At 72.0% G+C, this 19,915-nt stretch carries 18 protein-coding genes; 11 read left to right on the top strand and 7 right to left on the bottom strand.

The window, feature by feature from the left end; all coding sequences use genetic code 11:
- Positions 1 to 52: 52 nt before the first annotated feature.
- From EIL87_RS11680 to EIL87_RS11660, 5 genes are all read right to left on the bottom strand, one after another.
- On the bottom strand, positions 53 to 1,384 hold the full coding sequence (locus EIL87_RS11680) for a cytochrome P450 (RefSeq protein WP_125090263.1): 1,332 nt from the start codon (positions 1,382 to 1,384) through the stop codon (positions 53 to 55).
- 141 nt (positions 1,385 to 1,525) lie between these two features.
- Positions 1,526 to 2,692, bottom strand: coding sequence for an acyl-CoA dehydrogenase family protein (locus EIL87_RS11675; protein WP_125090262.1), 1,167 nt, complete (start codon positions 2,690 to 2,692; stop codon positions 1,526 to 1,528).
- 357 nt (positions 2,693 to 3,049) lie between these two features.
- Positions 3,050 to 3,811 (bottom strand): enoyl-CoA hydratase/isomerase family protein, encoded by a 762-nt coding sequence (locus tag EIL87_RS11670; protein ID WP_125090261.1) that lies wholly within the window; start codon positions 3,809 to 3,811, stop codon positions 3,050 to 3,052.
- Positions 3,808 to 4,956, bottom strand: a complete 1,149-nt coding sequence (locus tag EIL87_RS11665; RefSeq protein WP_125090260.1) for an acyl-CoA dehydrogenase family protein — start codon at positions 4,954 to 4,956, stop codon at positions 3,808 to 3,810. Before EIL87_RS11665 ends, EIL87_RS11670 begins: the two co-directional genes overlap by 4 nt.
- Positions 4,957 to 4,985: 29 nt before the next feature.
- Positions 4,986 to 6,206 (bottom strand): CaiB/BaiF CoA transferase family protein, encoded by a 1,221-nt coding sequence (locus EIL87_RS11660; RefSeq protein WP_125090259.1) that lies wholly within the window; start codon positions 6,204 to 6,206, stop codon positions 4,986 to 4,988.
- Between the two features lie 86 nt (positions 6,207 to 6,292).
- Here EIL87_RS11660 and EIL87_RS11655 point away from each other — a divergent pair, with 86 nt between their 5' ends.
- Positions 6,293 to 7,207, top strand: coding sequence for a LysR family transcriptional regulator (locus tag EIL87_RS11655; protein WP_125090258.1), 915 nt, complete (start codon positions 6,293 to 6,295; stop codon positions 7,205 to 7,207).
- 17 nt (positions 7,208 to 7,224) lie between these two features.
- Here the strand turns inward: EIL87_RS11655 and EIL87_RS11650 are convergent, their stop codons facing one another.
- Positions 7,225 to 8,139 (bottom strand): acyl-CoA thioesterase, encoded by a 915-nt coding sequence (locus EIL87_RS11650; protein ID WP_125090257.1) that lies wholly within the window; start codon positions 8,137 to 8,139, stop codon positions 7,225 to 7,227.
- A 144-nt stretch (positions 8,140 to 8,283) separates the two neighbouring features.
- Between EIL87_RS11650 and EIL87_RS11645 the strand changes: the two genes are divergently transcribed.
- From EIL87_RS11645 to EIL87_RS11600, 10 genes are all read left to right on the top strand, one after another.
- On the top strand, positions 8,284 to 9,216 hold the full coding sequence (locus EIL87_RS11645; RefSeq protein WP_125090256.1) for a CoA transferase subunit A: 933 nt from the start codon (positions 8,284 to 8,286) through the stop codon (positions 9,214 to 9,216).
- A complete protein-coding gene (locus EIL87_RS11640) occupies positions 9,213 to 10,016 on the top strand; it encodes a CoA-transferase subunit beta (RefSeq protein WP_125090255.1) in 804 nt (267 codons plus the stop codon). The genes EIL87_RS11645 and EIL87_RS11640 overlap by 4 nt, the downstream gene beginning before the upstream one ends.
- Positions 10,013 to 11,395: an MFS transporter gene (locus EIL87_RS11635; protein ID WP_125090254.1), complete on the top strand. Its 1,383-nt coding sequence runs from the start codon at positions 10,013 to 10,015 to the stop codon at positions 11,393 to 11,395. The genes EIL87_RS11640 and EIL87_RS11635 overlap by 4 nt, the downstream gene beginning before the upstream one ends.
- Positions 11,392 to 12,672 carry a CoA transferase gene (locus EIL87_RS11630; protein ID WP_125090253.1) on the top strand — a complete coding sequence of 427 codons (1,281 nt, stop codon included), beginning with the start codon at positions 11,392 to 11,394 and terminating at the stop codon, positions 12,670 to 12,672. The genes EIL87_RS11635 and EIL87_RS11630 overlap by 4 nt, the downstream gene beginning before the upstream one ends.
- A complete protein-coding gene (locus EIL87_RS11625) occupies positions 12,669 to 13,493 on the top strand; it encodes an HpcH/HpaI aldolase/citrate lyase family protein (protein ID WP_125090252.1) in 825 nt (274 codons plus the stop codon). The genes EIL87_RS11630 and EIL87_RS11625 overlap by 4 nt, the downstream gene beginning before the upstream one ends.
- Before the next feature lie 72 nt (positions 13,494 to 13,565).
- Positions 13,566 to 14,300: a 3-oxoacyl-ACP reductase FabG gene (gene fabG, locus EIL87_RS11620; protein ID WP_125090251.1), complete on the top strand. Its 735-nt coding sequence runs from the start codon at positions 13,566 to 13,568 to the stop codon at positions 14,298 to 14,300.
- Positions 14,297 to 15,202: an FAS1-like dehydratase domain-containing protein gene (locus EIL87_RS11615; protein WP_125090250.1), complete on the top strand. Its 906-nt coding sequence runs from the start codon at positions 14,297 to 14,299 to the stop codon at positions 15,200 to 15,202. Before fabG ends, EIL87_RS11615 begins: the two co-directional genes overlap by 4 nt.
- Positions 15,203 to 15,204: 2 nt before the next feature.
- Entirely contained in the window at positions 15,205 to 16,428 is a 1,224-nt protein-coding gene (locus EIL87_RS11610; RefSeq protein ID WP_125090249.1) for an acetyl-CoA C-acetyltransferase, read from the top strand.
- The gene (locus EIL87_RS11605) at positions 16,428 to 16,886 is read left to right on the top strand and encodes a MaoC family dehydratase (protein ID WP_199740378.1); all 459 of its coding nucleotides are present in this window, start codon (positions 16,428 to 16,430) and stop codon (positions 16,884 to 16,886) included. Before EIL87_RS11610 ends, EIL87_RS11605 begins: the two co-directional genes overlap by 1 nt.
- A 221-nt stretch (positions 16,887 to 17,107) precedes the next feature.
- Positions 17,108 to 18,442: an MFS transporter gene (locus EIL87_RS11600; protein ID WP_233576188.1), complete on the top strand. Its 1,335-nt coding sequence runs from the start codon at positions 17,108 to 17,110 to the stop codon at positions 18,440 to 18,442.
- Positions 18,443 to 18,647: 205 nt separating this feature from the next.
- On the opposite strand, the gene EIL87_RS11595 is transcribed toward EIL87_RS11600, so the two are convergent.
- Complete coding sequence (locus EIL87_RS11595; RefSeq protein ID WP_125090248.1) at positions 18,648 to 19,838, bottom strand: acyl-CoA dehydrogenase family protein; 1,191 nt, start codon at positions 19,836 to 19,838, stop codon at positions 18,648 to 18,650.
- Between the last annotated feature and the right edge of the window lie 77 nt (positions 19,839 to 19,915).

Genomic DNA, 19,915 nt, shown 5'->3' with positions numbered 1-19,915 from the left:
CGACCTCCCACGCGCTTCCGGGTGCAGGTCGCGGCCGAACGACTGCCGGCGCTCAGCGCGGTGCTGGTGACGACTCTGACCGGGGACGCGGTGCCGGTTCCGCCGGCGCTGTGGCCGGTCGGCTCGTACGGGCAGTGACGTCCGGCTCACGTCGACCTCGAGGCCTGAAGACGAACCCGCTCTTCGGGCGGGCGGGGATCCGGCGCAACGAGATCGTCAGGTCTTGCTCCGGCACCTCGTAGTCCATCCGCGCCAAGCGCCCGGCCAGGCCGGCCAGGATCGCCACCGCGGTGGGCTCCCCCGGACAGCGGTGCCCGGTCGCGGGATCACCCGCACCTTGCGGCACGAGTTCGAACGGTCCGATGTCGCGGCCCACGAACCGGTCGGGCCGGAAGGCGTACGGCTCGTCCCACAGCTCCGGGTCGTGGTCGTGCCCCCACAGGTCGAGCAGCACCATCGCGCCCTGCGGGACCGGTTCGCCGCGCCACGTCAGGTCCCGCACCGCGAGCCCACCGATGAACGGGGCGAACGGGTAGAACCGACGGACCTCGTGCGCGAAGGACTCGGCGAACTCCTCCTCACCGGCGGCGAGCCGCTCGCGGTGCTGCGGCCAGCGGTGCAGCGCGTGCGCCGCGTGGGTGACGAACCAGCTCACCGCTGCGGTCGGGCGGATGATGTTGAGCAGCTCGACGGCGGCGACCTCGGTCGCGAGCTCCCGGCCGTCGGCGTCGCGGTGCCGCGCTGCCGCGTCCAGCGCGGAGTCGGGCGTGACCTCGAGCCGGCCGTTCCGGACGGCGCTGATCAGGTCGCTCATCCACGCCTCGCGGCGGCTGCGCGCGCGTCGCGCCCGCCAGTGCCGAGGCCCGGGCGTGGCGAAGCCGTCGACCATCGCGATCAGGTCGCGCGCCACGTCGTCCGCCTCGGCCTCCGCGAGCGGGATCCCGACGGCACGGCACACCCCGCGCGTGATGGCGCGCGCCGCCTCGTCGAAGAGCACCAGCTCCTGGTCGGGCCGCCAGCCCGCGGCTCTGCGGTCCCAGGTCTCCCCGACGGACTCGGCGATGCCTTCGACGGCGCCGGTCGTGAGCACGGACAGGAAGAAGGCCTTGCGGTCGCGGTGGTCGCGGCCGTCGAGGGTGTGCACGGCGCCCCGGCCGAACAGCGTCTTCTGCAGCGGTATCGGGATCGCCGACCGCCGCTGCACGTGGTCCTCGTCGTAGAAGAACCGCGCAGCGTCGACTCCGCAGAGGCCGACCGCGCGCTGCCCCAGCAGCCGGGTGTGCGCCACGCCCGTGTCCGACCGGGCGCGCAATCCGGGCAACCACGCGTACCCCTCGAGCAGTGCCAGCGCGGACTCGTCGACCAAACCCCGGGGCATTCGCATGCGCCCGGATTACCCGGCGTGGAGCAGGCCAAACAGTGCTCACCCTTCCGGGTGCAGGCTCCGCGGAAGCCTGTGCGCTCGGTGACCCGTCGTGACCTGCTGCGGAGCGTCCTGCGCAGATCGCCGACGCGCACGGCGAGCTCACACGTCGAGACCACCGCGCTTGACGAGCTGGGCGGCGATGACGTTGCGCTGGATCTCGTTGGTGCCCTCGCCGACGATCATCAGCGGAGCGTCGCGGAAGTAGCGCTCGACGTCGAACTCGGTGGAGTAGCCGTAGCCACCGTGCACCCGGACGGCGTTGAGCGCGATCTCCATCGCGGTCTCGGAGGCGAACAACTTGGCCATGCCCGCCTCCACGTCCACCCGCCGCCCGGCGTCGGCCTCGCGGGCCGCGTGCAGGGTCAGCTGGCGTGCCGCGCTGAGCTTGGTCGCCATGTCGGCCAGGTAGTTGCCGACGGACTGGTGCTGCCAGATGGGCTTGCCGAACGACTCGCGTTCCTGCGCGTAGGTCAGCGAGTCCTCCAGCGCGGCGCGCCCGACCCCCAGCGCACGACCGGCGACCTGGAGGCGACCGGTCTCCAGGCCCTTCATCATCTGCGCGAAGCCCTTGCCCTCCACGCCGCCGAGCAGCGAGTCGGCAGGAGCGTGGTGGTCCTCGAAGGACAGTTCGCAGCTCTCGACGCCCTTGTAGCCGAGCTTCGGGAGGTCGCGGGACACGACGAGGCCCGGACCGTGCTCGACCAGCAGGATCGAGATCCCCTTGTGGGCGGGCTCGGCGTCCGGGTCGGTCTTGCACAGCAAGGCGATCAGCTGCGAGCGGCGCGAGTTCGTGATCCACGTCTTGGACCCGTTGACCAGGTAGCCGTCGTCGGTCCGGCGCGCGACGGTGCGCATGGCCTGCAGGTCCGACCCGCCGCCGGGCTCGGTCAGCGCCATGGTCGCGCGGACCTCCCCGGTGGCCATCTGCGGCAGGTAGCGCCGCTTCTGCTCCTCGGTGCCGAAGTGCAGCAGCAGCTTGGCCACGACGGTGTGCCCACCCATCGCCCCGGCGAGGCTCATCCACCCGCGCGCGAGCTCCTCGGTGATGAGCACGTAGCACGGGGTGGACACCGGCGTGCCGCCGTGCTCCTCGGGCACCGCGAGGCCGAAGATCCCGAGTTCCTTCATCTTCTCGATGAGCGCTTCGGGGTAGGTGTTGGTGTGCTCCAACTCCTGCACGACGGGCTGGACTTCCCGGGTGACGAAGTCGCGCACGGTGGTGACGATGAACTGCTCGTCAGCCGACAAGGTGTCAAGAGTGCTCACTCTTACTTTCTCCTTCGCCTGCAGGGGGTCGCTTTGCTTGACGGTGCGGGTGGCAGGACGTGAGCGGCTGCGTGGTCTCCGTGCGCCGCTCCTTGAGCATGTCGGCGCGGCGTCACGGCGTACTCGCCACGAAGCCGCTCAGAACCTGCGGCGGTGCGGGCTGAGTCCCACACCTGACGAGGCGGCTGCCGCCGCGGCCGCCTGGATCTTGCGTGCGGTTCGGGTTGAGTCGCACACCTGAGGAGGCGGCTGCCGCCGCTTGCCGGCTGGGTCTTGCGGTGGTGCGGGGTGAGTTCCACTGGTGGGACAGCGGCGCCGCTGCGGCTCGGCGCCACCAGTCCTGTGTGGACCCCTGCGTCAGACGTGGGTGAAGTCCGGGGGACGGCGTTCGAGGAACGCTGCTCGCCCCTCGGCGAACTGGGGTCCGCCCAGCAGCTCCACCTGCGTGTCGGCTTCGGCCGCGAGCAGGCCCTCGAGGCTCTGGTCGGGCTGCACCAGCAGTCGGCGGACGGCGGTGACCATGGGCGCCGACATCCCCGCCAGCGTCGTCGCGGTGGCGACCGCGGCGTCGAGCGCGGCACCGTCGTCGACCAGGGTCTCCACGACGCCGATCCGCTCGGCCTCCGCCGCGTCGAAAGCACGTGCGGTCAGCAGCAACTCGCGGGTCCTCCCGCGGCCCACGCGCAGCGGCAGCGTGTAGGAGAGACCGGTGTCCGGGGCCAGGCCGATCTTCGCGAAGGACGTGGAGAACGTCGCGCCGCGGCCCGCGACGACCACGTCGCAGGCGGCCGCCAGCGCGAGGCCGAGCCCGTAGGCACCGCCCTCGACGGCGGCGACGAGGGGACGCTCACCGGTGACCACCTGGCGCACGACGGCGTTGACGACCTCGAGCCGCCGCCGCGCGACCTCCGGGTCCTGCGACATCGACCGGATGTCGCCGCCGGCGCAGAACACCGAACCGGCACCGGTGAGCACGATCGCCCGCGCCTCCCGGTCGGCGGCCTTGAGCGCGTCGAGCAGCTCGAGCCGGTCGTCGAGGTCGAGCGCGTTGCGGCGATCCGGACGGTCCAGGGTGAGGACGCGGACGGGACCGCGGTCTTCGACGACGACGGCGCTCACGCGTCGAACTCCTGCACCACCTGCTTCGCGATGATCAGCTTCTGGATCTCGCTGGTGCCCTCGTAGAGCCGGAACAGCCGCGCGTCCCGGTAGAACCGTTCGACCGGCACTTCCCGCATGTAGCCCAGGCCGCCGTGGATCTGCACGGCGCGGTCGGCGATGCGGTCGACCGCCTCGGTGCAGAACAGCTTGCACATCGAGGGCGCCAGCCTGCGGTCGCTGCCGTCGTCCCAGCTGCGCGCCGCCTCGAGCACCATCGCCCGCCCGGCGTAGGCCTCGGTGCGGCTCTCCGCGAGCATCGCCTGGACGAGCTGGAAGTCGGCGAGCTGCTGCCCTCCCTGGCGGTTGGTGGTGGCGTGGCGCAGGCTCTCCTCGATGAGCCGGTCCGCCAGGCCGACGGTCAAGGCGGCGATGTGCAGGCGGCCCTTCGCCAGCGAGCGCATCGCGGCGGAGAAGCCCTCGCCCTCGACCTCGCCGACCAGGTTCTCGGCCGGGACGCGGACGTCGTCGAAGAAGATCTCCGAGGTCACGGCACCGCGCTGACCCATCTTGTGGTCCTTCGGCCCGATCGTGACGCCGGGCGTCCCGGTGGGCACGACGAAGACCGAGATGGTGCGCGCCCCTTCGCTCACCTCGCCGGTGCGGGCGAACACCATGAGCAGGTCGGCCCAGATCGCGTTGGTGATGAACCGCTTCTGACCGTTGATCACGTAGTGGTCACCGTCGCGCACCGCGCGGGTGGTCAGCCCGCTCGGGTCCGAACCGGCCTCCGGCTCGGTGAGCGCGAACGACGCGACCTGCTCGCCGCTGGCCAGCGCGGGCAGGTAGGCGTCCTTCTGCCGGTCGGTGCCGCAGTTGACCAGCACCTGGCCCGCGATGCCGTTGTTGGTGCCGAACATCGAGCGGAACGACGGGGTCGTCCAGCCCAGCTCCACGGCCAGGCGCACCTCCTCCGACATGCTGAAGCCGAGGCCGCCGTACTCCTCGGGGATGGCGTAGCCGAAGAGGCCCATCTCGGCGGCCTGCGCGCGCAACCGGTCGGGGACCTGGTCGGAATCCTCGATCTCGTCCTCGGCGGTGACGACCTCCTTCCGGACGAACTCGCGGACTGCGGCGAGGATGGAGGTGAACTCGTCGGGTTCCATGGCGCTGCTCCTCGGGTGGTGGGGCGGGTTCAGGACGTGGGTTCGGGGGCGGCGGCCGGGCGGCCGAGGACGCCGGAGTCGGTGAGGCGGTTGCGGGTGTCGGCGTCGATGCCCAGCTCGTCGAGCACCACGTCGGTGTGCGCGCCGAGCTCGGGGATGGCGCCCATCGGCAGCTCGACGTCGCGGAAGGTCATCGGGGGCAGCACCCCCTGGACCGGCCCGGTCGGCGTGGTCACCTCGCGCCACCGGTCGCGGGCGGTGAGCTGGACGTGGTCGACCAGCCCGGCCATGTCGTTGACCTGGGCCGCCGGCACACCGGCGGCCGCCAGCCGGGCGTCGAGGTCGGCGGTGGTGAAGCGCCGGGTCTGCTCCGACACGGCCGCGTCGCACTCCTCCCGGTGCTGGACCCGCAGCGGGTTGGTGGCCAGCCGGGGGTGGTCGGCGAGGTCCGGGCGGTCGAAGACGTCGGTGACGAGCGCGCGCCAGCCGCGGTCGTTCTGCACGCCGATCAAGATCTCGCCGTCGCTGGTGGGGTAGGAGTCGTAGGGGGCGATCGCGGCGTGGCTGAGCCCCATCCGCGGGATCTGCCGACCGCCGTACATCCGCATGTACATGGGGTGGCCGAGCCACTCGACGGTCGCGTCGAACATCGAGATGTCGACGACGCCTCCCTTGCCGGTGCGCTCGCGCCGGAACAGCGCCGCCACGACGGCCTGGGCGGTGTAGAGGCCGGCCGCGATGTCGGCGGAGGGGACACCGGTCTTGGTCGGCGTCTCCGGAGTGCCCGTCACCGAGATCAACCCGGCCTCGGCCTGGATCAGCATGTCGTAGGCCTTGCGGTCGCGCAGCGGCCCGTCGGTGCCGTAGCCGGAGATCCCCGCGACCACCAGCCGCGAGTGCCGGGCCGCGAGCTCCTCGGCGCCCAGGCCGAGTCGCTCGGCCGCGCCGGGAGCGGCGTTCTGGAGGAAGACGTCGGCCCCGGCCACCAGCCGACGCGCGATGGCGGCGCCCTCCTCGGACTTGAGGTCGAGCGCGACGGACTCCTTGCCGCGGTTGAGCCACACGAAGTGCGACGCCAACCCGTGCACGGCGTGGTCGTAGTTGCGGGCGAAGTCGCCTTCGCCGACGCGTTCCAGCTTGATGACCCGCGCCCCGAGGTCGGCGAGGTGACGGGTGGCGAGGGGCGCCGCGACGGCCTGCTCCAGGGCGACCACGGTGATGCCCTCGAGCGGCAGGAGGTCGGTGTCCATGACCCACAAGCATGGCCGCGGCCGCTTATGCCCGTCCAATACCTAATGCTTGCAGCACTGTTGCTCGGGGCGTAAAAGTGCACCTCATGGATCTCCACCACGTCCAGGCGTTCCTCGCCGTCGCCGAGGAACTCCACTTCGGCCGCGCCGCCGACCGGCTGCACATCGCCCAGCCGCCGCTGAGCCGGACCATCAAGCAGCTCGAGCGGGAACTCGGTGCGCAGCTCTTCGACCGCACCACCCGCAGCGTCCGGTTGACCAGCGCCGGCGAGGCGCTCATCGAGCCGGCCCGGCAGATCGTCGACGGCTTCCGGGTGGCCCGGCGGGCGGTGGAGTCCGCAGGTCGCGGCAAGACGGGCCGCGTGCGGATGGGTTTCGCGGGCCCGTCGTCGTACCGGCTCGTCGGTCAGCTCGGCCGCACCGTGCGGGAGAAGCACCCCGGCATCGAACTCAGCCTGCGCAGCCGGACTTTCAACGACGAGGCACTGCGCGCGGTGATGGACGGCGACCTCGACCTCGCGATCGTGCGGTGGTCGATCGAGCCACCCGGCATCGACCACCGCATCCTGACCGTCGAGCACCACGTCATCGTCGTCCCCGAGGAGCACCCGCTGGCCGACCGGGACCAGGTCAGCATGGCCGAGCTGCGCCACGAACCGTTCGTGATGCTGCCGGCCGACCCGGGTTCCAGCGTGCGTGACGGGTTCATCCGCAACGCCCACGCCGCCGGCTACGCCCCCAACATCGTGCAGACCGCGCCGGACTCGTGGACGGCCATGGCGCTGGTCGCGGCCGGGGTCGGCATCACCTTCTCCATCGACGTGGCGGTCGCCAACGTCGTGCAGGAGGGGATCCGCGCGATCAAGCTCGAGGAGGGGAGGACCCCCACCTACTCCCGGTTGATCTGGCGCAGCGGCGACACCAACCCGGCCCTGCGGGCCGTCCTCGCCGCCTCCGAGGAGGCGCTCCCGACACCGGACCTCCCGTCCGGCGCGCGCTGAACGACCGCCGCGCGTCGTCAGCGGACGACCTTGACCAGGCCGATCTGCGCGGCGGTGACGACGTGGCCGCCCGTCGGGTCGAAGAGCTCGCCGACGCCGTGGGCGCGGCCGTGCGCCACCGACTCCACGCGGCAGTCGAACTGGTGCCAGGAGCCCAGGTCGGGCTGCGCGTGGAAGGTCAGCACGTGGGTGAGGCTGAGGATCCGGGCGCCGGGAGCGTGGCGGGCTCCGCCGAGCGCCGTGAACGCCGGCTCCAGGACGCTCATGTCGGTCACGTAGGCGACCAGCGCCGCGCGCAGCACGTGGTCGTCGGGCAGCGGCCCGGGGGTGCGCAGGAAGGTGGTCTGCCGGTCGCCCTCCCCGGTCGGCGCGAGGTAGGGCGGTGCCACCACGTGCCGGAAGTGCACCGGCCGCGCCCTCCGCCACCACGGCGGGATGCGCTCGTCGCCGCCGAACCGGTCGGCGAGGTCCGGCAGCTCGTCCGGGTCGGGGGCGTCGACCGGGCGCACCGAGGAGTGGGACGGCTGGTCGTCGCGCACGCGTCCCCACCGCGACACCGCGCTGAAGAGCTCGCCGCCCTCCTCATCGATCAAGCGGGACCGGCGCGTGCAGAGCGACGCCGCGTCGGAAACCCGCTCCACCTCCCACCGCAGCGGCCGGTCGGTGGGCACACCGGCCACGAAGTCGGCCTGCAGGCTCACCACCCGCTGCTCGGGAGCGGCGGTGCGGCCGGCCGCCACCAGCGATTGCGCCAGCAGCAGACCACCGAAGACCCGGTCCGCCGGGCGGGTCTGCGGCCGGCCGGTCCACGTGCTCACCCGGTTGTCCGGGTCGTCGCAGCAGGCGAGGTCGAGCAGGTCCAGGAGGTCGGGCAGCGTCAGCGGAGCGGTGTGCGCCGGATCGGCGAGGTTGGTGTCCACGCGGGGCATCATGCCGCGTTTTCTCCTCACTTCCGATATCTTTCGGGTCCCATTGATGCCCGTTCGTCAACAACGGGTGGCGCAAGAAGTATTGGAGTTCAGCACGTCCGGGACGGCAGATTGGGTCCGACCGACCCTGCGACGCGAGGAGTGCCGATGCCATCTGCGGACAAGGTCACCGACATGGCTTCGGCCGTGGCCGCCCACGTCGAGGACGGGATGACCGTCGCGCTGGAGGGGTTCGGGCACCTCATCCCGTTCGCCGCCGGGCACGAGATCATCCGCCAGGCCATCACCGGCCTGACGTTCTGCCGGATGACCCCGGACCTGCTGGCCGACCAGATGATCGCCGCCGGGTGCGTCCGCCGGCTCGTCGCGTCCTTCTTCGCCAGCGGCTCGGCCGGTTCGCTGCACGAGGTGCGCCGCCGCGTCGAGCACGCCGACCCCGCGCCGCTCGAAGTCGAGGAGTACAGCCACTACGGCATGGTGTGCCGCTACCAGGCGGGCGCGTCCGGCGTGCCGTTCCTGCCGTTGCGCTCCTACGCGGGCAGCGACCTGCCCCGGCTCAACCCGATGATCCGCAAGGTCGCCGACCCCTACGGCGGACCCGACATCTACGTCGTCCCGGCCCTGCGGCCGGACGTGACGATCGTGCACGCGCAGCGCGCTGACCGCTCCGGCAACGTGCAGATGTGGGGGATCACCGGTGCTCAGCAGGAAGCCGCCTACGCCGCGCGCACCGTGATCGCCACCGTCGAGGAGGTCGTCGACGAGGACGTGGTCCGCTCCGACCCCAACCGCACGGTCCTGCCCTCGCACGCCGTCGCGGCCGTCGTCGAGTGCCCCGGCGGGGCGCACCCGTCCTACTCCCAGGGCCACTACGACCGCGACAACGCCTTCTACCGCGAGTGGACGCCGATCAGCAGGGACCGCGACGCCTTGCTGAGGTGGCTCGACGAGTGGGTGCACCAGGTGCCCGACCGGCAGGCCTACCTGGAGAAGCTGGGCGCGGAGCGGTGGGAGACCGTGCGGGTCGCGCCGCGACCCTCCCAGCCCGTGGACTTCGGCCGTCGGCAGGTGATCGCATGACCAGCCAGGCCCTGGGCGCGGAGGCGCTGTCGGACGTCGCGCCGTCGTCCACCGAGTTCCTCGCCGCCGTCGCGGCGCGCCACCTCGTCGGCAAGCAGCGGGTCTTCGCCGGTGTCGGCCTGCCGACCCTCGCGGTCGACCTCGCCCGCCGCACCACCAACCCGGACGTGGAGCTGGTCTACGAGTCCGGCATCTGCGGCGCCCAGCCCGAAGGCCTTGCCGAGGGCATCGCCGACTCGGTGCTGGTCTCCGGGGCGGCAGCGGTGCTCGGGATGCCGGCGCTGTTCGGCTACGTCCTGCAGCGCGGACACGTCGACGTCGGGTTCCTGGGCGCCGCCCAGGTCGACCGCTGGGGCAGCCTCAACACCAGCCTCATCGGGAACTGGGACACGCCGACGGCACGCCTGCCCGGAGCCGGTGGCGCCGCCGAGATCATGCCCAACGCCGGCGAGTGCGTCGTGGTGCTCCGCCGCCACGACCCGGGCGCGCTCCCGGCCGAACTGGACTTCTGCACCTCGCCCAGCCCCGTCCGGGCGCACGCCGAGGACCCGCGGATGGTGCCGCCGGGGCACGGCGTTTCGACGGTCATCACCCCGATGGCCGTGCTGCGCCGCCCCGACAAGCTCGGCGAGCTGGTCGTCAGCGAGGTCCACCCCGGACTGACCGTGGACGACGTGCGCGGCGCGACGGGCTGGGACATCCCGGTGGCCGACGACGTGCGGGAGACCGGGCGTCCCACCGTCGAGGAGGTCCGCCTCCTGCGGGAGGAGATCGACACCGTCCGGCTCTACCTGCGATGAGACGCGGCCGTCCGCGCTCCGCCCCGCCGCCGGCGGCCTACGCAGCGCTGCTGGCGTGCACGACGCTGGGCACCCTGTCGAGCACGATCATCAGCGCGCCGATCAACGTCATCGCGCACGCGATCGGTGCCTCGCCGCGCGGGATCGTGTTCGCGGTCAGCGCTTTCACGCTCGCGATGGTCCTCTGCGCGCCGTTGTCCGGGTGGATGTGCCAGCGCTTCGGCTCGCGTCAGGTGCTGGGCTGGTCGCTGCTGCTGATGGTCGGCGCCCAGGCCGGCGCGGCGTTCAGCCAGGACCTGGCGTTCCTCGTGGTGATGCGTGCCCTGCAAGGCGTGGCGTGTTCGGCGTTCCCGCCCGGGGTGCAGCAGGTCCTCGGCAGGCACTGGGTCGAGCAGCGGAACCGGGTGATGGCCGGGTGGGCCGCCGCCATCGGGGTGGGGCAGGCCCTCGGCCCGCCGCTGGGCGGGTTGGTCGCCGACACGCTCGGGTGGCGGTGGGTGTTCCTCACCCACGCGTCGCTGAGCGCTGTGCTGCTGGTGCTGTGCCTGACCATCGTGCCGGCGGTCCCCGCCGCGCCGGCGCAGCTCCACGTGCCGGGCATGGTCACCTCGGTGATCGGCACCGGTGCTCTCGTCGGCGCGGTCAGCTGGCTCGGACAGCAGGGCTCGCCCTGGGGTGCGGCCGTTCTCACCGCGGTGGGCGTTCTCGCGCTGGTGTGGCACAGCCGGCTGGGTCGCACGAAGGCCGGACCGTTCGTGCCCGCGGGTCTGCTCACCGAGCGCCGGTACGTCGCGAGCACCGCCGCCGCGTGCACGGTCATGGGCTGCCTGGGCGTGGCCATCGTGGCCACGCCGCTGCACCTCGGACGCGACTTGGGCATGGGCCCGGGCCCGATCGGCGTGGTCATGCTGACGCTCGCCCTGGCGATGACCCTCGCCGCCTCCGCGTCGTCCCGCGTCTCCGAGCGGTTCTCGGCCGGGCGGAGCCTGCGCACGGGCCTCGTCGTGCTCGTCCTCGGACTCCTCGCGCTGCTCCTCGCACCGGTGGCGCCCCGCCCGGTCGTCGTGGCCGCCACCGTCGTCGCGCTCGCGGTGACCGGCTCGGCGGTCGGTGTCGTGCAGGCAGCCGCCGGCCAGGACCTGATGGCGTCACCCGCCGCCGCGCACGGTGTCGCGCTCGGCCTGCACAACATGCTCCGCTTCGCCGGCCTCGCCGTCGGCTACTCGTGGGTGGCGATCGCCTACCCGACCGGCAACCTCGCTCTGGTTTACGGCGTCCCGGTCGTCCTCGTCGTCGCCACCTCCGTCGTCGCCCGCAGGACGGCCGCGGTCACCTCCACCGGAACCGTCCCGGCCCCCACCCGAAAGGCAGGCCCATGATCAACGCTGATCCGACTTCCGACCCCGCGCAGCCCGATCCCGCGACCGGTCCGCTCGCCGGGCTCCGGGTCGTGGAGATGTCGAGCTTCGTCGCGACGCCGCTGTGCGGCACGGTGCTGGCGCAGCTGGGCGCTGAGGTCGTGCGCGTCGAACCCCTCGACGGCGCCCCCGACCGGACGCGGTGGCCGCTCACCGACGACGGCGTCAGCCTCTACTGGAACGGTCTGAACCCGGGGAAGCGGGCCATCGCGGTCGACCTCACCCAGGAGGAAGGTCGCCGGCTCGTCTCCGACCTGGTGGTGTCGGGAGGTCCTTCGGGCGGCATCGTGGTCAGCAACAACGAGCGCTGGGCGGAACTCGGGTACGAGGCGTTGCGGGCGCGCCGTCCTGACGTCGTCCACGCGGTGCTCACCGGGCGGCACGACGGCGGCACCGCCGTCGACTACACGGTCCACGCGGCCAGCGGCTTCCCGCTGGTCTCCGGTCCCGAGGACCACGACGGCCCGGTCAACAGCGTCGTCCCGGCCTGGGACCTCTCCGCCGGGTACCAGCTCGCCATCGCCCTGCTCGCCGCCGAACGCCGACGGGCGCGCACCGGAGAGGGATCGGAGATCCGCATCGCGCTCGAGGATGTGGCCTTCGCCGGTGCCGGCCTCCTGGGCTACCTGGCCGAGGCGCAGGTCCGCCCGTCCGAACCGCGCGAACCGACCGGCAACTACGTCTACGGCACCTTCGGCCGCGACTTCACCACCGCCGACGGCGACCGGTTCATGGTCGTGGCCTTGACCCCGCGCCAGTGGAAGGACCTGCTGCGGGTGACCGGGCTCGAAGAAGCCGTCTCCGCGCTGGCCCGGGCGCTGGGCACGGACTTCTTCGACGAGGGGGAGCGGTTCCGGCACCGCACCGTGCTGGCGGGCTTGATCTCGGCCTGGTTCGAGCAGCACTCGACGGCGCACGTCACCGAGGCGCTCGCGGAAACCCGCGTCCTGTGGTCGCAGTACCGCACCTTCACCGACCTGGCGGCCGACGACGCTCGCGCGCTGCGCGAACTCCCGCTGTTCTCCACAGTGGACCAGCCGGGGGTCGGTAGCCTGGTCGCGCCCGGATCACCGCTGGTCGTCGACGGCCGGCGGGCCACTCCCTCGCCCGCACCGCGGATCGGCCAGGACACCGGCTCGGTGCTCGCCGATGCCCTCGGGATCGACGCGGAGAAGCTGAACGACCTGGCGGAGCGCGGCGTGATCGGCACCGCGGGCCCGGGAACGGTGAACCGGTGAACGCTCGAACCGCCGCCGGCACCGCGAGCACCTGGCTCTTCGTGCCCGGAGATCGCCCGGAACGCTTCCCGAAGGCCGCCGCCGCAGGGGCCGACCTGGTCGTGCTCGACCTGGAGGACGCCGTGGCACCGGCCCGCAAGCAGGACGCGCGCCGCAACGTCGTCGACTGGCTCGCCGACCACGACGCACCGTGCGCCGTCCGCATCAACGCGGCCGGAACCCCCTGGTACGCCGACGACGTCGCCGCGCTGGCCGGGGCACGGCCCGTCGTGGTCATGGCGCCGAAGTCCGAGGACGTGCTCACCACGAACGACCTCGTGCGGGCACTGCCGGAGGGGTCGGCCGTTGCCGCCCTCGTCGAGACGGCGCTCGGCGTCCGACGTGGCCACGACCTCGCGGCCGTCGAGGGGGTCCTCCGACTCGTCCTCGGCACCTACGACCTCGCCGCGCAGCTCGGCGTCGACCCGGACCACGCGCCCGCCATCGCTCCCGCGCGCGGTGCGCTCGTGCTCGCCTCAGCGGCGGTGGGGCTCGCGGGTCCGGTCGACGGCGTCACGGGCGACGTGCACGACGCGGACCAGCTGACCGCCGACGTGTCGGCGGCCGCCGCCGTCGGTTTCGCCGGCAAGCTGTGCATCCACCCGGCCCAGGTCGCCCCCGCCGCCGCGGCGCTGGCTCCCCCTGAGGACGAAGTCGCCTGGGCCCAGAGGGTTCTCGCCGCCACCGACGACGAGGGCGTGGTCGTCGTGGACGGGCAGATGGTCGACGCGCCGGTCGTCGCCCGCGCACGGCGCATCGCCGCAGCGGAGAACCACCCGTGATGTCCCACGCCACCGCAGTAGTTGAACTCGGCTGAGGAGCCGGGACGAGAACGACGAAGATCGGAGCACACCATGGCACTGCTCGAGGACAGGACGGCGCTGATCACCGGTGCCGCCCAGGGCATCGGACTGGCCATCGCCGAGCGCTTCGCGGCCGAGGGCGCCCGCGTGGTCATCGCCGACCTGGACGGGACCGCCGCAGAAGCGGCCGCCGAGGGGCTGTCCGCGGAAGCTCTCGGCGTGGCGTGCGACGTGGTGTCGGCCGACGACGTGGAGCGCGCGATCGCGACCAGCTGCGAGGCCTTCGGCTCGCTCGACGTCGTCGTCAACAACGCGGGCATCACCCGCGACGCGACCATGCGCACGATGAGCGAGGAGCAGTTCGACCAGGTGATCGCCGTGCACCTGAAGGGCTGCTGGAACGGCACCAGGTTGGCCTCGGCCCGCATGCGGGAGCAGAAGTCGGGAGCCATCGTCAACATCTCCTCCCTGTCCGGCAAGGTCGGCATGGTGGGCCAGACCAACTACTCCGCCGCCAAGGCCGGCATCGTCGGCATGACGAAGGCGGCCGCCAAGGAGATGGCCCACCACAACGTCCGGGTCAACGCCATCCAGCCCGGCCTGATCCGCTCGGCGATGACCGAGGCCATGCCGCAGAAGGCGTGGGACCAGAAGATGGCCGAGATCCCGATGGGGCGCCCTGGCGAGCCGGCCGAGGTGGCGAACGTGGCGCTGTTCTACGCCTCCTCGCTGTCGTCCTACATGACCGGCACCGTGGCCGAGGTGACCGGCGGGCGGTTCATGTGAACGCGCCGGTCACCTACGGGGAGTGGACCGCGCGCGGGACGAGCTCGGTCGAAGTCCTGGACACCACGCAGGTAACCGGACTGGGAGCCCTGCTCGACAGCGGCGCGCCCGTGCCCGGCGAGGGCGAGCTGCTCCCTCCGCTGTGGCACTGGGTGGCGCTGCCGCGGTGGCCCGTCTCGTCGACCATCGGCGCGGACGGCCACCCCCGGCGCGGCGAACACCTGCCGCCCGTCGAGCTGCCGCGCCGGATGTTCGCCGGGGGAGAGGTCGTCCTGCACGGCGACCTGCGGGTCGGCTCGCGGGTCGTCCGCGAGAGCCGGGTCGAGTCGGTCGAGGAGAAGACCGGGCGGAGCGGACGGCTGGTGATCGTGCGCGTGCGGGTCCACCTGCGCGACCTGGAAGGCGCTCTGCTGCTCGAGGAACGCCAAGACCTGGTCTACCGCGAGGCCGGAGCCACCCCGGCGCCGAGCGCGCTGCCGCAGCCCGAGGCCGCCGCTGCCGCTGAGCCGGTGGGTACTCCGCTGGTGCCCGGTCCGGAGGGGTGGCGCTTCCGCACCGACCCGACCTTGCTGATGCGCTTCAGCGCGGCGACCTCCAACCCGCACCGGATCCACTACGACTGGCCCTACGCCACCCGCACCGAGGGCTACCCGGGACTCGTCGTGCACGGTCCGCTCTCGACCCTCGTGCTCGCCGAGTGCCTGCGCCTGGAACACCCGGACCGCTCCGTGCGGAAGCTGGTCCACCGCAACGCCTCTCCGCTGTTCTGCGGCCAGGACGCCCGCGTGAGCCTGGCGCTGCCCTCCCACGGCACCACCGAGAACCGCCTGCTCGGCGGTGATGAGAAGACGCTCGTCACCGTCTCCGGCGAGCTCGCACCCGACACCGCGAAAGGCACCTGATCATGAACCGAACCGCACCCGACGTCGTGATCTGCGAACCTGTCCGCACCCCGATCGGGCGCTACGGCGGCGTGTTCCGCGACGTCAACCCCGTCGACTTGGGCGTGACCGCGCTGAAGGGGCTGTTGTCGCGCACCGGGGTCGACCCCGGGCGCATCGACGACGTGATCCTGGGGCACTGCTACCCCAACGCCGAGGCACCCGCCATCGGACGCGTCGTCGGCCTCGACGCGGGGCTGCCGGTCGAGGCCGGCGGCCAGCAGGTCGACCGCCGCTGCGGTTCGGGTTTGCAGGCGGTCATCAACGCCGTCATGCAGGTCGCCAGCGGCGCGAGCGAGGTGGTCGTCGCCGGTGGGGCCGAGTCGATGAGCAACGTGGCCTTCTACTCGCTCGACATGCGCTGGGGCGGGGCCCGCAGCGGGGTGCAGATCCACGACGGACTCACCCGCGGCAGGCAGACCCCGGGCGGCCGGTTCCACCCGGTGCCCGGCGGCATGCTGGAGACCGCCGAGAACCTGCGCCGCGAGTACGAGATCGGCCGCGACGAGCAGGACAGGCTCGCCGTCAGCTCCCACGAGCGCGCTGTGGCCGCCCAGGAGTCGGGCGTCCTGGCCGAGGAGATCGTCCCGGTGACCGTGCCCTCCAAGAAGGGCGAGGTGGTCATCGACACCGACGAGCACCCCCGCGCCGACACCTCGCTGGAGTCCTTGGCTCGGCTGCGCCCGATCCTGTCCTCCCAGGACCCCGACGCCACGGTCACCGCGGGCAACGCCAGCGGCCAGAACGACGCCGCGGCGATGTGCCTGGTGACCACCGCGGACACGGCCGAGCAGCTGGGCTTGCGCCCCCTGGTGCGGTTGGTGAGCTGGTCGGCGGCCGGTGTGCGCCCGGACGTGATGGGAATCGGCCCGGTCCCGGCCACCGAGGCGGCGCTGGCGCGAGCCGGGCTGTCCCTGCCCGAGGTGGACGTGATCGAGCTCAACGAGGCGTTCGCCGCCCAGGCCCTGGCCGTGATGCGGGAGTGGAAGTTCACCGACGAGGACCACGAGCGCACCAACGTGCACGGGTCCGGTATCTCGCTCGGCCACCCGGTGGGGGCCACCGGCGTGCGGATGCTCGGCACGCTCGCACGCGAGCTGCACCGCCGCGAGGCGCGCTACGGCCTGGAGACCATGTGCATCGGTGGGGGACAGGGCCTGGCAGCCGTCTTCGAGAGGGTCGCCTGATGCCGCCGCGGGTGTTCCGCGACATCGCCGAGGTCGAGGCGGCTGTCGGAGAAGACCTCGGGACGACGGGCTGGGTGGAGGTCAGCCAGCCCACCGTCGACGCCTTCGCCGAGATCACCGGCGACCACCAGTGGATCCACGTCGACGTCGAGCGGGCGGCGAGGTCGGCGTTCGGCGGGACGATCGCCCACGGCCACCTCACGCTGGCGATGCTCCCGGCGTTCGCAGCACAGCTCTACGCCCTGGAGACCGGGTCCGCCCGGCTGAACTACGGGCTCGGGGAGGTGCGGTTCCCCGCTCCGGTGCCCGTGGGGTCGAAGGTGCGGGGCACGCCCCGCATCCGGGAGGTCCGGCAGGTGCCCGCGGGCAGCCAGGTGGTGGTGCGGTGGACCGTCGAAGCGGACGGCGTCGAGCGCCCGGTCTGCGTCGCGGAGAGCATCACGCTCGTCATCCCCTGACCAGCACGTCCGGGCCGCGCGCGGCGCGGCCCGGCGCTGCCGGCGGGCCTCCCGCGGCGGCGCCCCGGGTGCGACCGGAACCCGGGACTTTTGCCGATCCGGTCATGAAACGCCTCCACATCTGGTCTTGGACAGGCAAGAAGTTCGCCCTTTAGCGTGAGTGCGCTCACAGGCCTGCACAGGGCGCGCAGAGGCATCCCCTGATCCCTCCGAGGAGTCCCATGTCCAGCACACCTCAGCTCGACGAGCGGATGGCGCGAAAAGCCGGCATCGCCGCTTTCGTCGGCACCACGATCGAGTGGTACGACTTCTACATCTACGGCACTGCCTCTGCGCTGGTGTTCGGCCCGCTGTTCTTCAGCAACGCCGACCCGGCCGTCGCCATGCTGCTGTCCTTCGGAACCTTCGCGGTCGGCTTCCTGACCCGTCCGCTCGGCGGCGCGGTCTTCGGTCACCTCGGCGACCGGATCGGCCGCAAGCAAGCCCTGATCGCCACGTTGCTGCTGATGGGTGTCACGACGGTCGGCGTCGGACTCCTCCCGACCTACGCCACCATCGGTGCCGCCGCGCCCGTCCTGCTGATCGTGCTCCGCATGCTGCAGGGCCTGGCAGTCGGCGGTGAGTGGGGCGGCGCGGTCCTGATCGCCACCGAGCACACCCGCGCCGACCGCGGTTTCCTCTTCGGTGCCTTCGCGCAGCAGGGCTCGCCGGCCGGACGTATCCTCGCCACCCTGTGCTTCTTGGGTGTGACCGGCCTCCTGCCGGAGTCGGCGCTGCTCGAGTGGGCGTGGCGGCTGCCGTTCCTCGCCTCCGCGCTGCTGGTTGTCGTCGGGCTGGTGATCCGCCTCAAGCTCGAGGAGTCGCCCGCGGTCAAGCAGCTGCACGAGCGCAACGAGATCGTCAAGGTCCCGGTCGTCGAGGTCTTCCGCAGCAACCTCCGCGAGTTGCTGCTCGGCATCTTCGGCATCCTGTGCGTCTTCGTCGTGGTCTACGCCCGCGACACCTTCGCCCTCTCGTGGGCCACGAAGACCTTGGACTTCTCCAAGGACGCCTTCCTCAGCATCATCCTGATCGCCAGCGTGGTGCAGTTCGTGGTCCAGCCCTTCGGCGCCGTCCTCGCCACCCGCTGGAGCCCCCGGGCGCTGGTCACGCTCCTGCTCGGCCTCGAAATCCCGCTGCTCGCCCTGATGTTCCTGCTGATCGGGACCGGGAACTGGACGCTGGCGATGATCGGCGCCGTCGCGGCGACCATCCCCGACGTGATGTTCTACGCGGTGATGGCGGGCATGCTGGCCCAGAGCTTCCCGGCCCGGGTCCGCTACACCGGCATCTCGCTGACCTACGGCCTGTCGGGAGCCCTGTGCGGCACCACGCCGATGATCCTCCAGTGGCTGCACAACAGCTTCGGCAGCATCGTGCTCCCCGTGGCCTTCGGCATCGTGACCACGTTCATCTCGCTCGTGTGCTCGCGCGCGCTGCTCGGTCGCCCCGCGGCCGACCCGACGCCGGCCGCCGACGAGGCGGCCACCGGGGAGGCGACCACACCCACCCGCTGACCCGACGTTCCCGCCCGTTCCCGCGGCTCAGCGGGGACGGGTTGGTCTCCGGGTTGCTGGCGACCGCGGTGGCGGCCGGGGGGGACGCCAGGGTCGACCAGCACGAGGCGGCGGCCACCTGCCAGGTGGCCGCCGCCTTCCCACGTCGAGGTCGTTCGTCAGCGGTGCGCCGGTCGCCGCCTCCCGGGGCGTGCGCACCGCGCTCTCACACCTGGTACTCCTTCAGCAGGCGCCGACCGATGATCATCTTCTGGATGTCGGAGGTGCCCTCGCCGATGAGCATGAACGCCGACTCGCGGTAGAGGCGCTCGATCTCGTACTCCTTGGCGTAGCCGTAGCCGCCGTGGATCCGGAACGAAGCCTCCACGACCTCGTTGCAGTACTCCGAGGCGAGCATCTTGGCCATGCCGGCCTCGACGTCCATCCGCCGGCCCGAGTCCTTCATCCGGGCCGCGCGGACCATCATGGTGTGCGCCGTTTCGACCTTGGTCGCCATCTCGGCCAGGCGGAAGAGCACGGCCTGGTGGTCGGCGATCCGCTTGCCGAAGGTCTCGCGCTGTTGCGCGTAGTCGATGCCGAGCTCGAAGGCGCGGTGGGCGATGCCGCACGCGCGGGCCGCGACGTTGACCCGGCCGACCTCCACTCCGTCCATCATCTGGAAGAAGCCGCGACCGGGCTCGCCGCCGAGCACCTGGTCCGCCGAGATCCGGTGGCCCTCGAACACCATCTCGGTGGTGTCGATGCCCTTGTAGCCCATCTTGTCGATCTTGCCCGGCACCACGATGCCCGGCGCCACCTCGCCGAAACCGGGCTCCTTCTCGACCAGGAAGGTCGTCATGCTCCGGTGGGGGGACTCGTCGTCCTCGTCGGTCTTGCACAGCACCGCGACGAGGTTGGCGGAGCCGCCGTTGGTCAGCCACATCTTCTGGCCGGTGATCTCGTACTCGCCGTCGACCCGGGTGGCCTTGGTCTTGATCGCCGAGACGTCGGAGCCCAGCCCCGGCTCGGACATCGAGAACGCGCCGCGCACCTCGCCGGTCGCCATCCGGGGCAGGTACCTGCGCTTCTGCTCCTCGGTGCCGTGCTGCATGAGCATGTGCGCCACGATGAAGTGGGTGTTGATGATGCCGGAGACGCTCATCCAGCCGCGGGCGATCTCCTCCACGCACAACGCGTAGGTCAGCAGCGACTCGCCGAGCCCGTCGTACTCCTCGGGGATCACCAGGCCGAAGACGCCCAGCTCCTTGAGCCCCTCGACGATCTCGGTCGGGTACTCGTCGGCGTGCTCGAGCTCGGTGGCCACCGGGAGGATCTGCTCCTCGACGAAGGTCCGCACGGCCTTGAGGATCTCGCCCTGCTCCTCGGTCAAGCCTTCGGTCTGGCACAGGCGACTCATAGCTGTCCTTTCTCTGGTTCGGCCCCCACCGGCTCCGGAGAGGACTGAGCGCGTGGACCGCCCTCGTGCCCTCCGGA

Origin of the sequence: Saccharopolyspora rhizosphaerae, assembly GCF_003931915.1 — a bacterium.
Classification (GTDB): Bacteria; Actinomycetota; Actinomycetes; order Mycobacteriales; family Pseudonocardiaceae; genus Saccharopolyspora; species Saccharopolyspora rhizosphaerae.
This window is presented reverse-complemented; position numbering and strand designations above follow the sequence as displayed.

Bases quoted from the DNA above. Each gene is read 5' to 3' on its own strand.
- fabG (WP_125090251.1), top strand. From the start codon at position 13,566: ATGGCACTGCTCGAGGACAGGACGGCGCTGATCACCGGTGCCGCCCAG.
- EIL87_RS11605 (WP_199740378.1), top strand. From the start codon at position 16,428: ATGCCGCCGCGGGTGTTCCGCGACATCGCCGAGGTCGAGGCGGCTGTC.
- EIL87_RS11640 (WP_125090255.1), top strand. From the start codon at position 9,213: ATGACCAGCCAGGCCCTGGGCGCGGAGGCGCTGTCGGACGTCGCGCCG.
- EIL87_RS11645 (WP_125090256.1), top strand. From the start codon at position 8,284: ATGCCATCTGCGGACAAGGTCACCGACATGGCTTCGGCCGTGGCCGCC.
- EIL87_RS11595 (WP_125090248.1), bottom strand. From the start codon at position 19,838: ATGAGTCGCCTGTGCCAGACCGAAGGCTTGACCGAGGAGCAGGGCGAG.
- EIL87_RS11680 (WP_125090263.1), bottom strand. From the start codon at position 1,384: ATGCGAATGCCCCGGGGTTTGGTCGACGAGTCCGCGCTGGCACTGCTC.
- EIL87_RS11660 (WP_125090259.1), bottom strand. From the start codon at position 6,206: ATGGACACCGACCTCCTGCCGCTCGAGGGCATCACCGTGGTCGCCCTG.
- EIL87_RS11600 (WP_233576188.1), top strand. From the start codon at position 17,108: ATGTCCAGCACACCTCAGCTCGACGAGCGGATGGCGCGAAAAGCCGGC.
- EIL87_RS11650 (WP_125090257.1), bottom strand. From the start codon at position 8,139: ATGATGCCCCGCGTGGACACCAACCTCGCCGATCCGGCGCACACCGCT.
- EIL87_RS11630 (WP_125090253.1), top strand. From the start codon at position 11,392: ATGATCAACGCTGATCCGACTTCCGACCCCGCGCAGCCCGATCCCGCG.
- EIL87_RS11610 (WP_125090249.1), top strand. From the start codon at position 15,205: ATGAACCGAACCGCACCCGACGTCGTGATCTGCGAACCTGTCCGCACC.
- EIL87_RS11665 (WP_125090260.1), bottom strand. From the start codon at position 4,956: ATGGAACCCGACGAGTTCACCTCCATCCTCGCCGCAGTCCGCGAGTTC.
- EIL87_RS11655 (WP_125090258.1), top strand. From the start codon at position 6,293: ATGGATCTCCACCACGTCCAGGCGTTCCTCGCCGTCGCCGAGGAACTC.
- EIL87_RS11635 (WP_125090254.1), top strand. From the start codon at position 10,013: ATGAGACGCGGCCGTCCGCGCTCCGCCCCGCCGCCGGCGGCCTACGCA.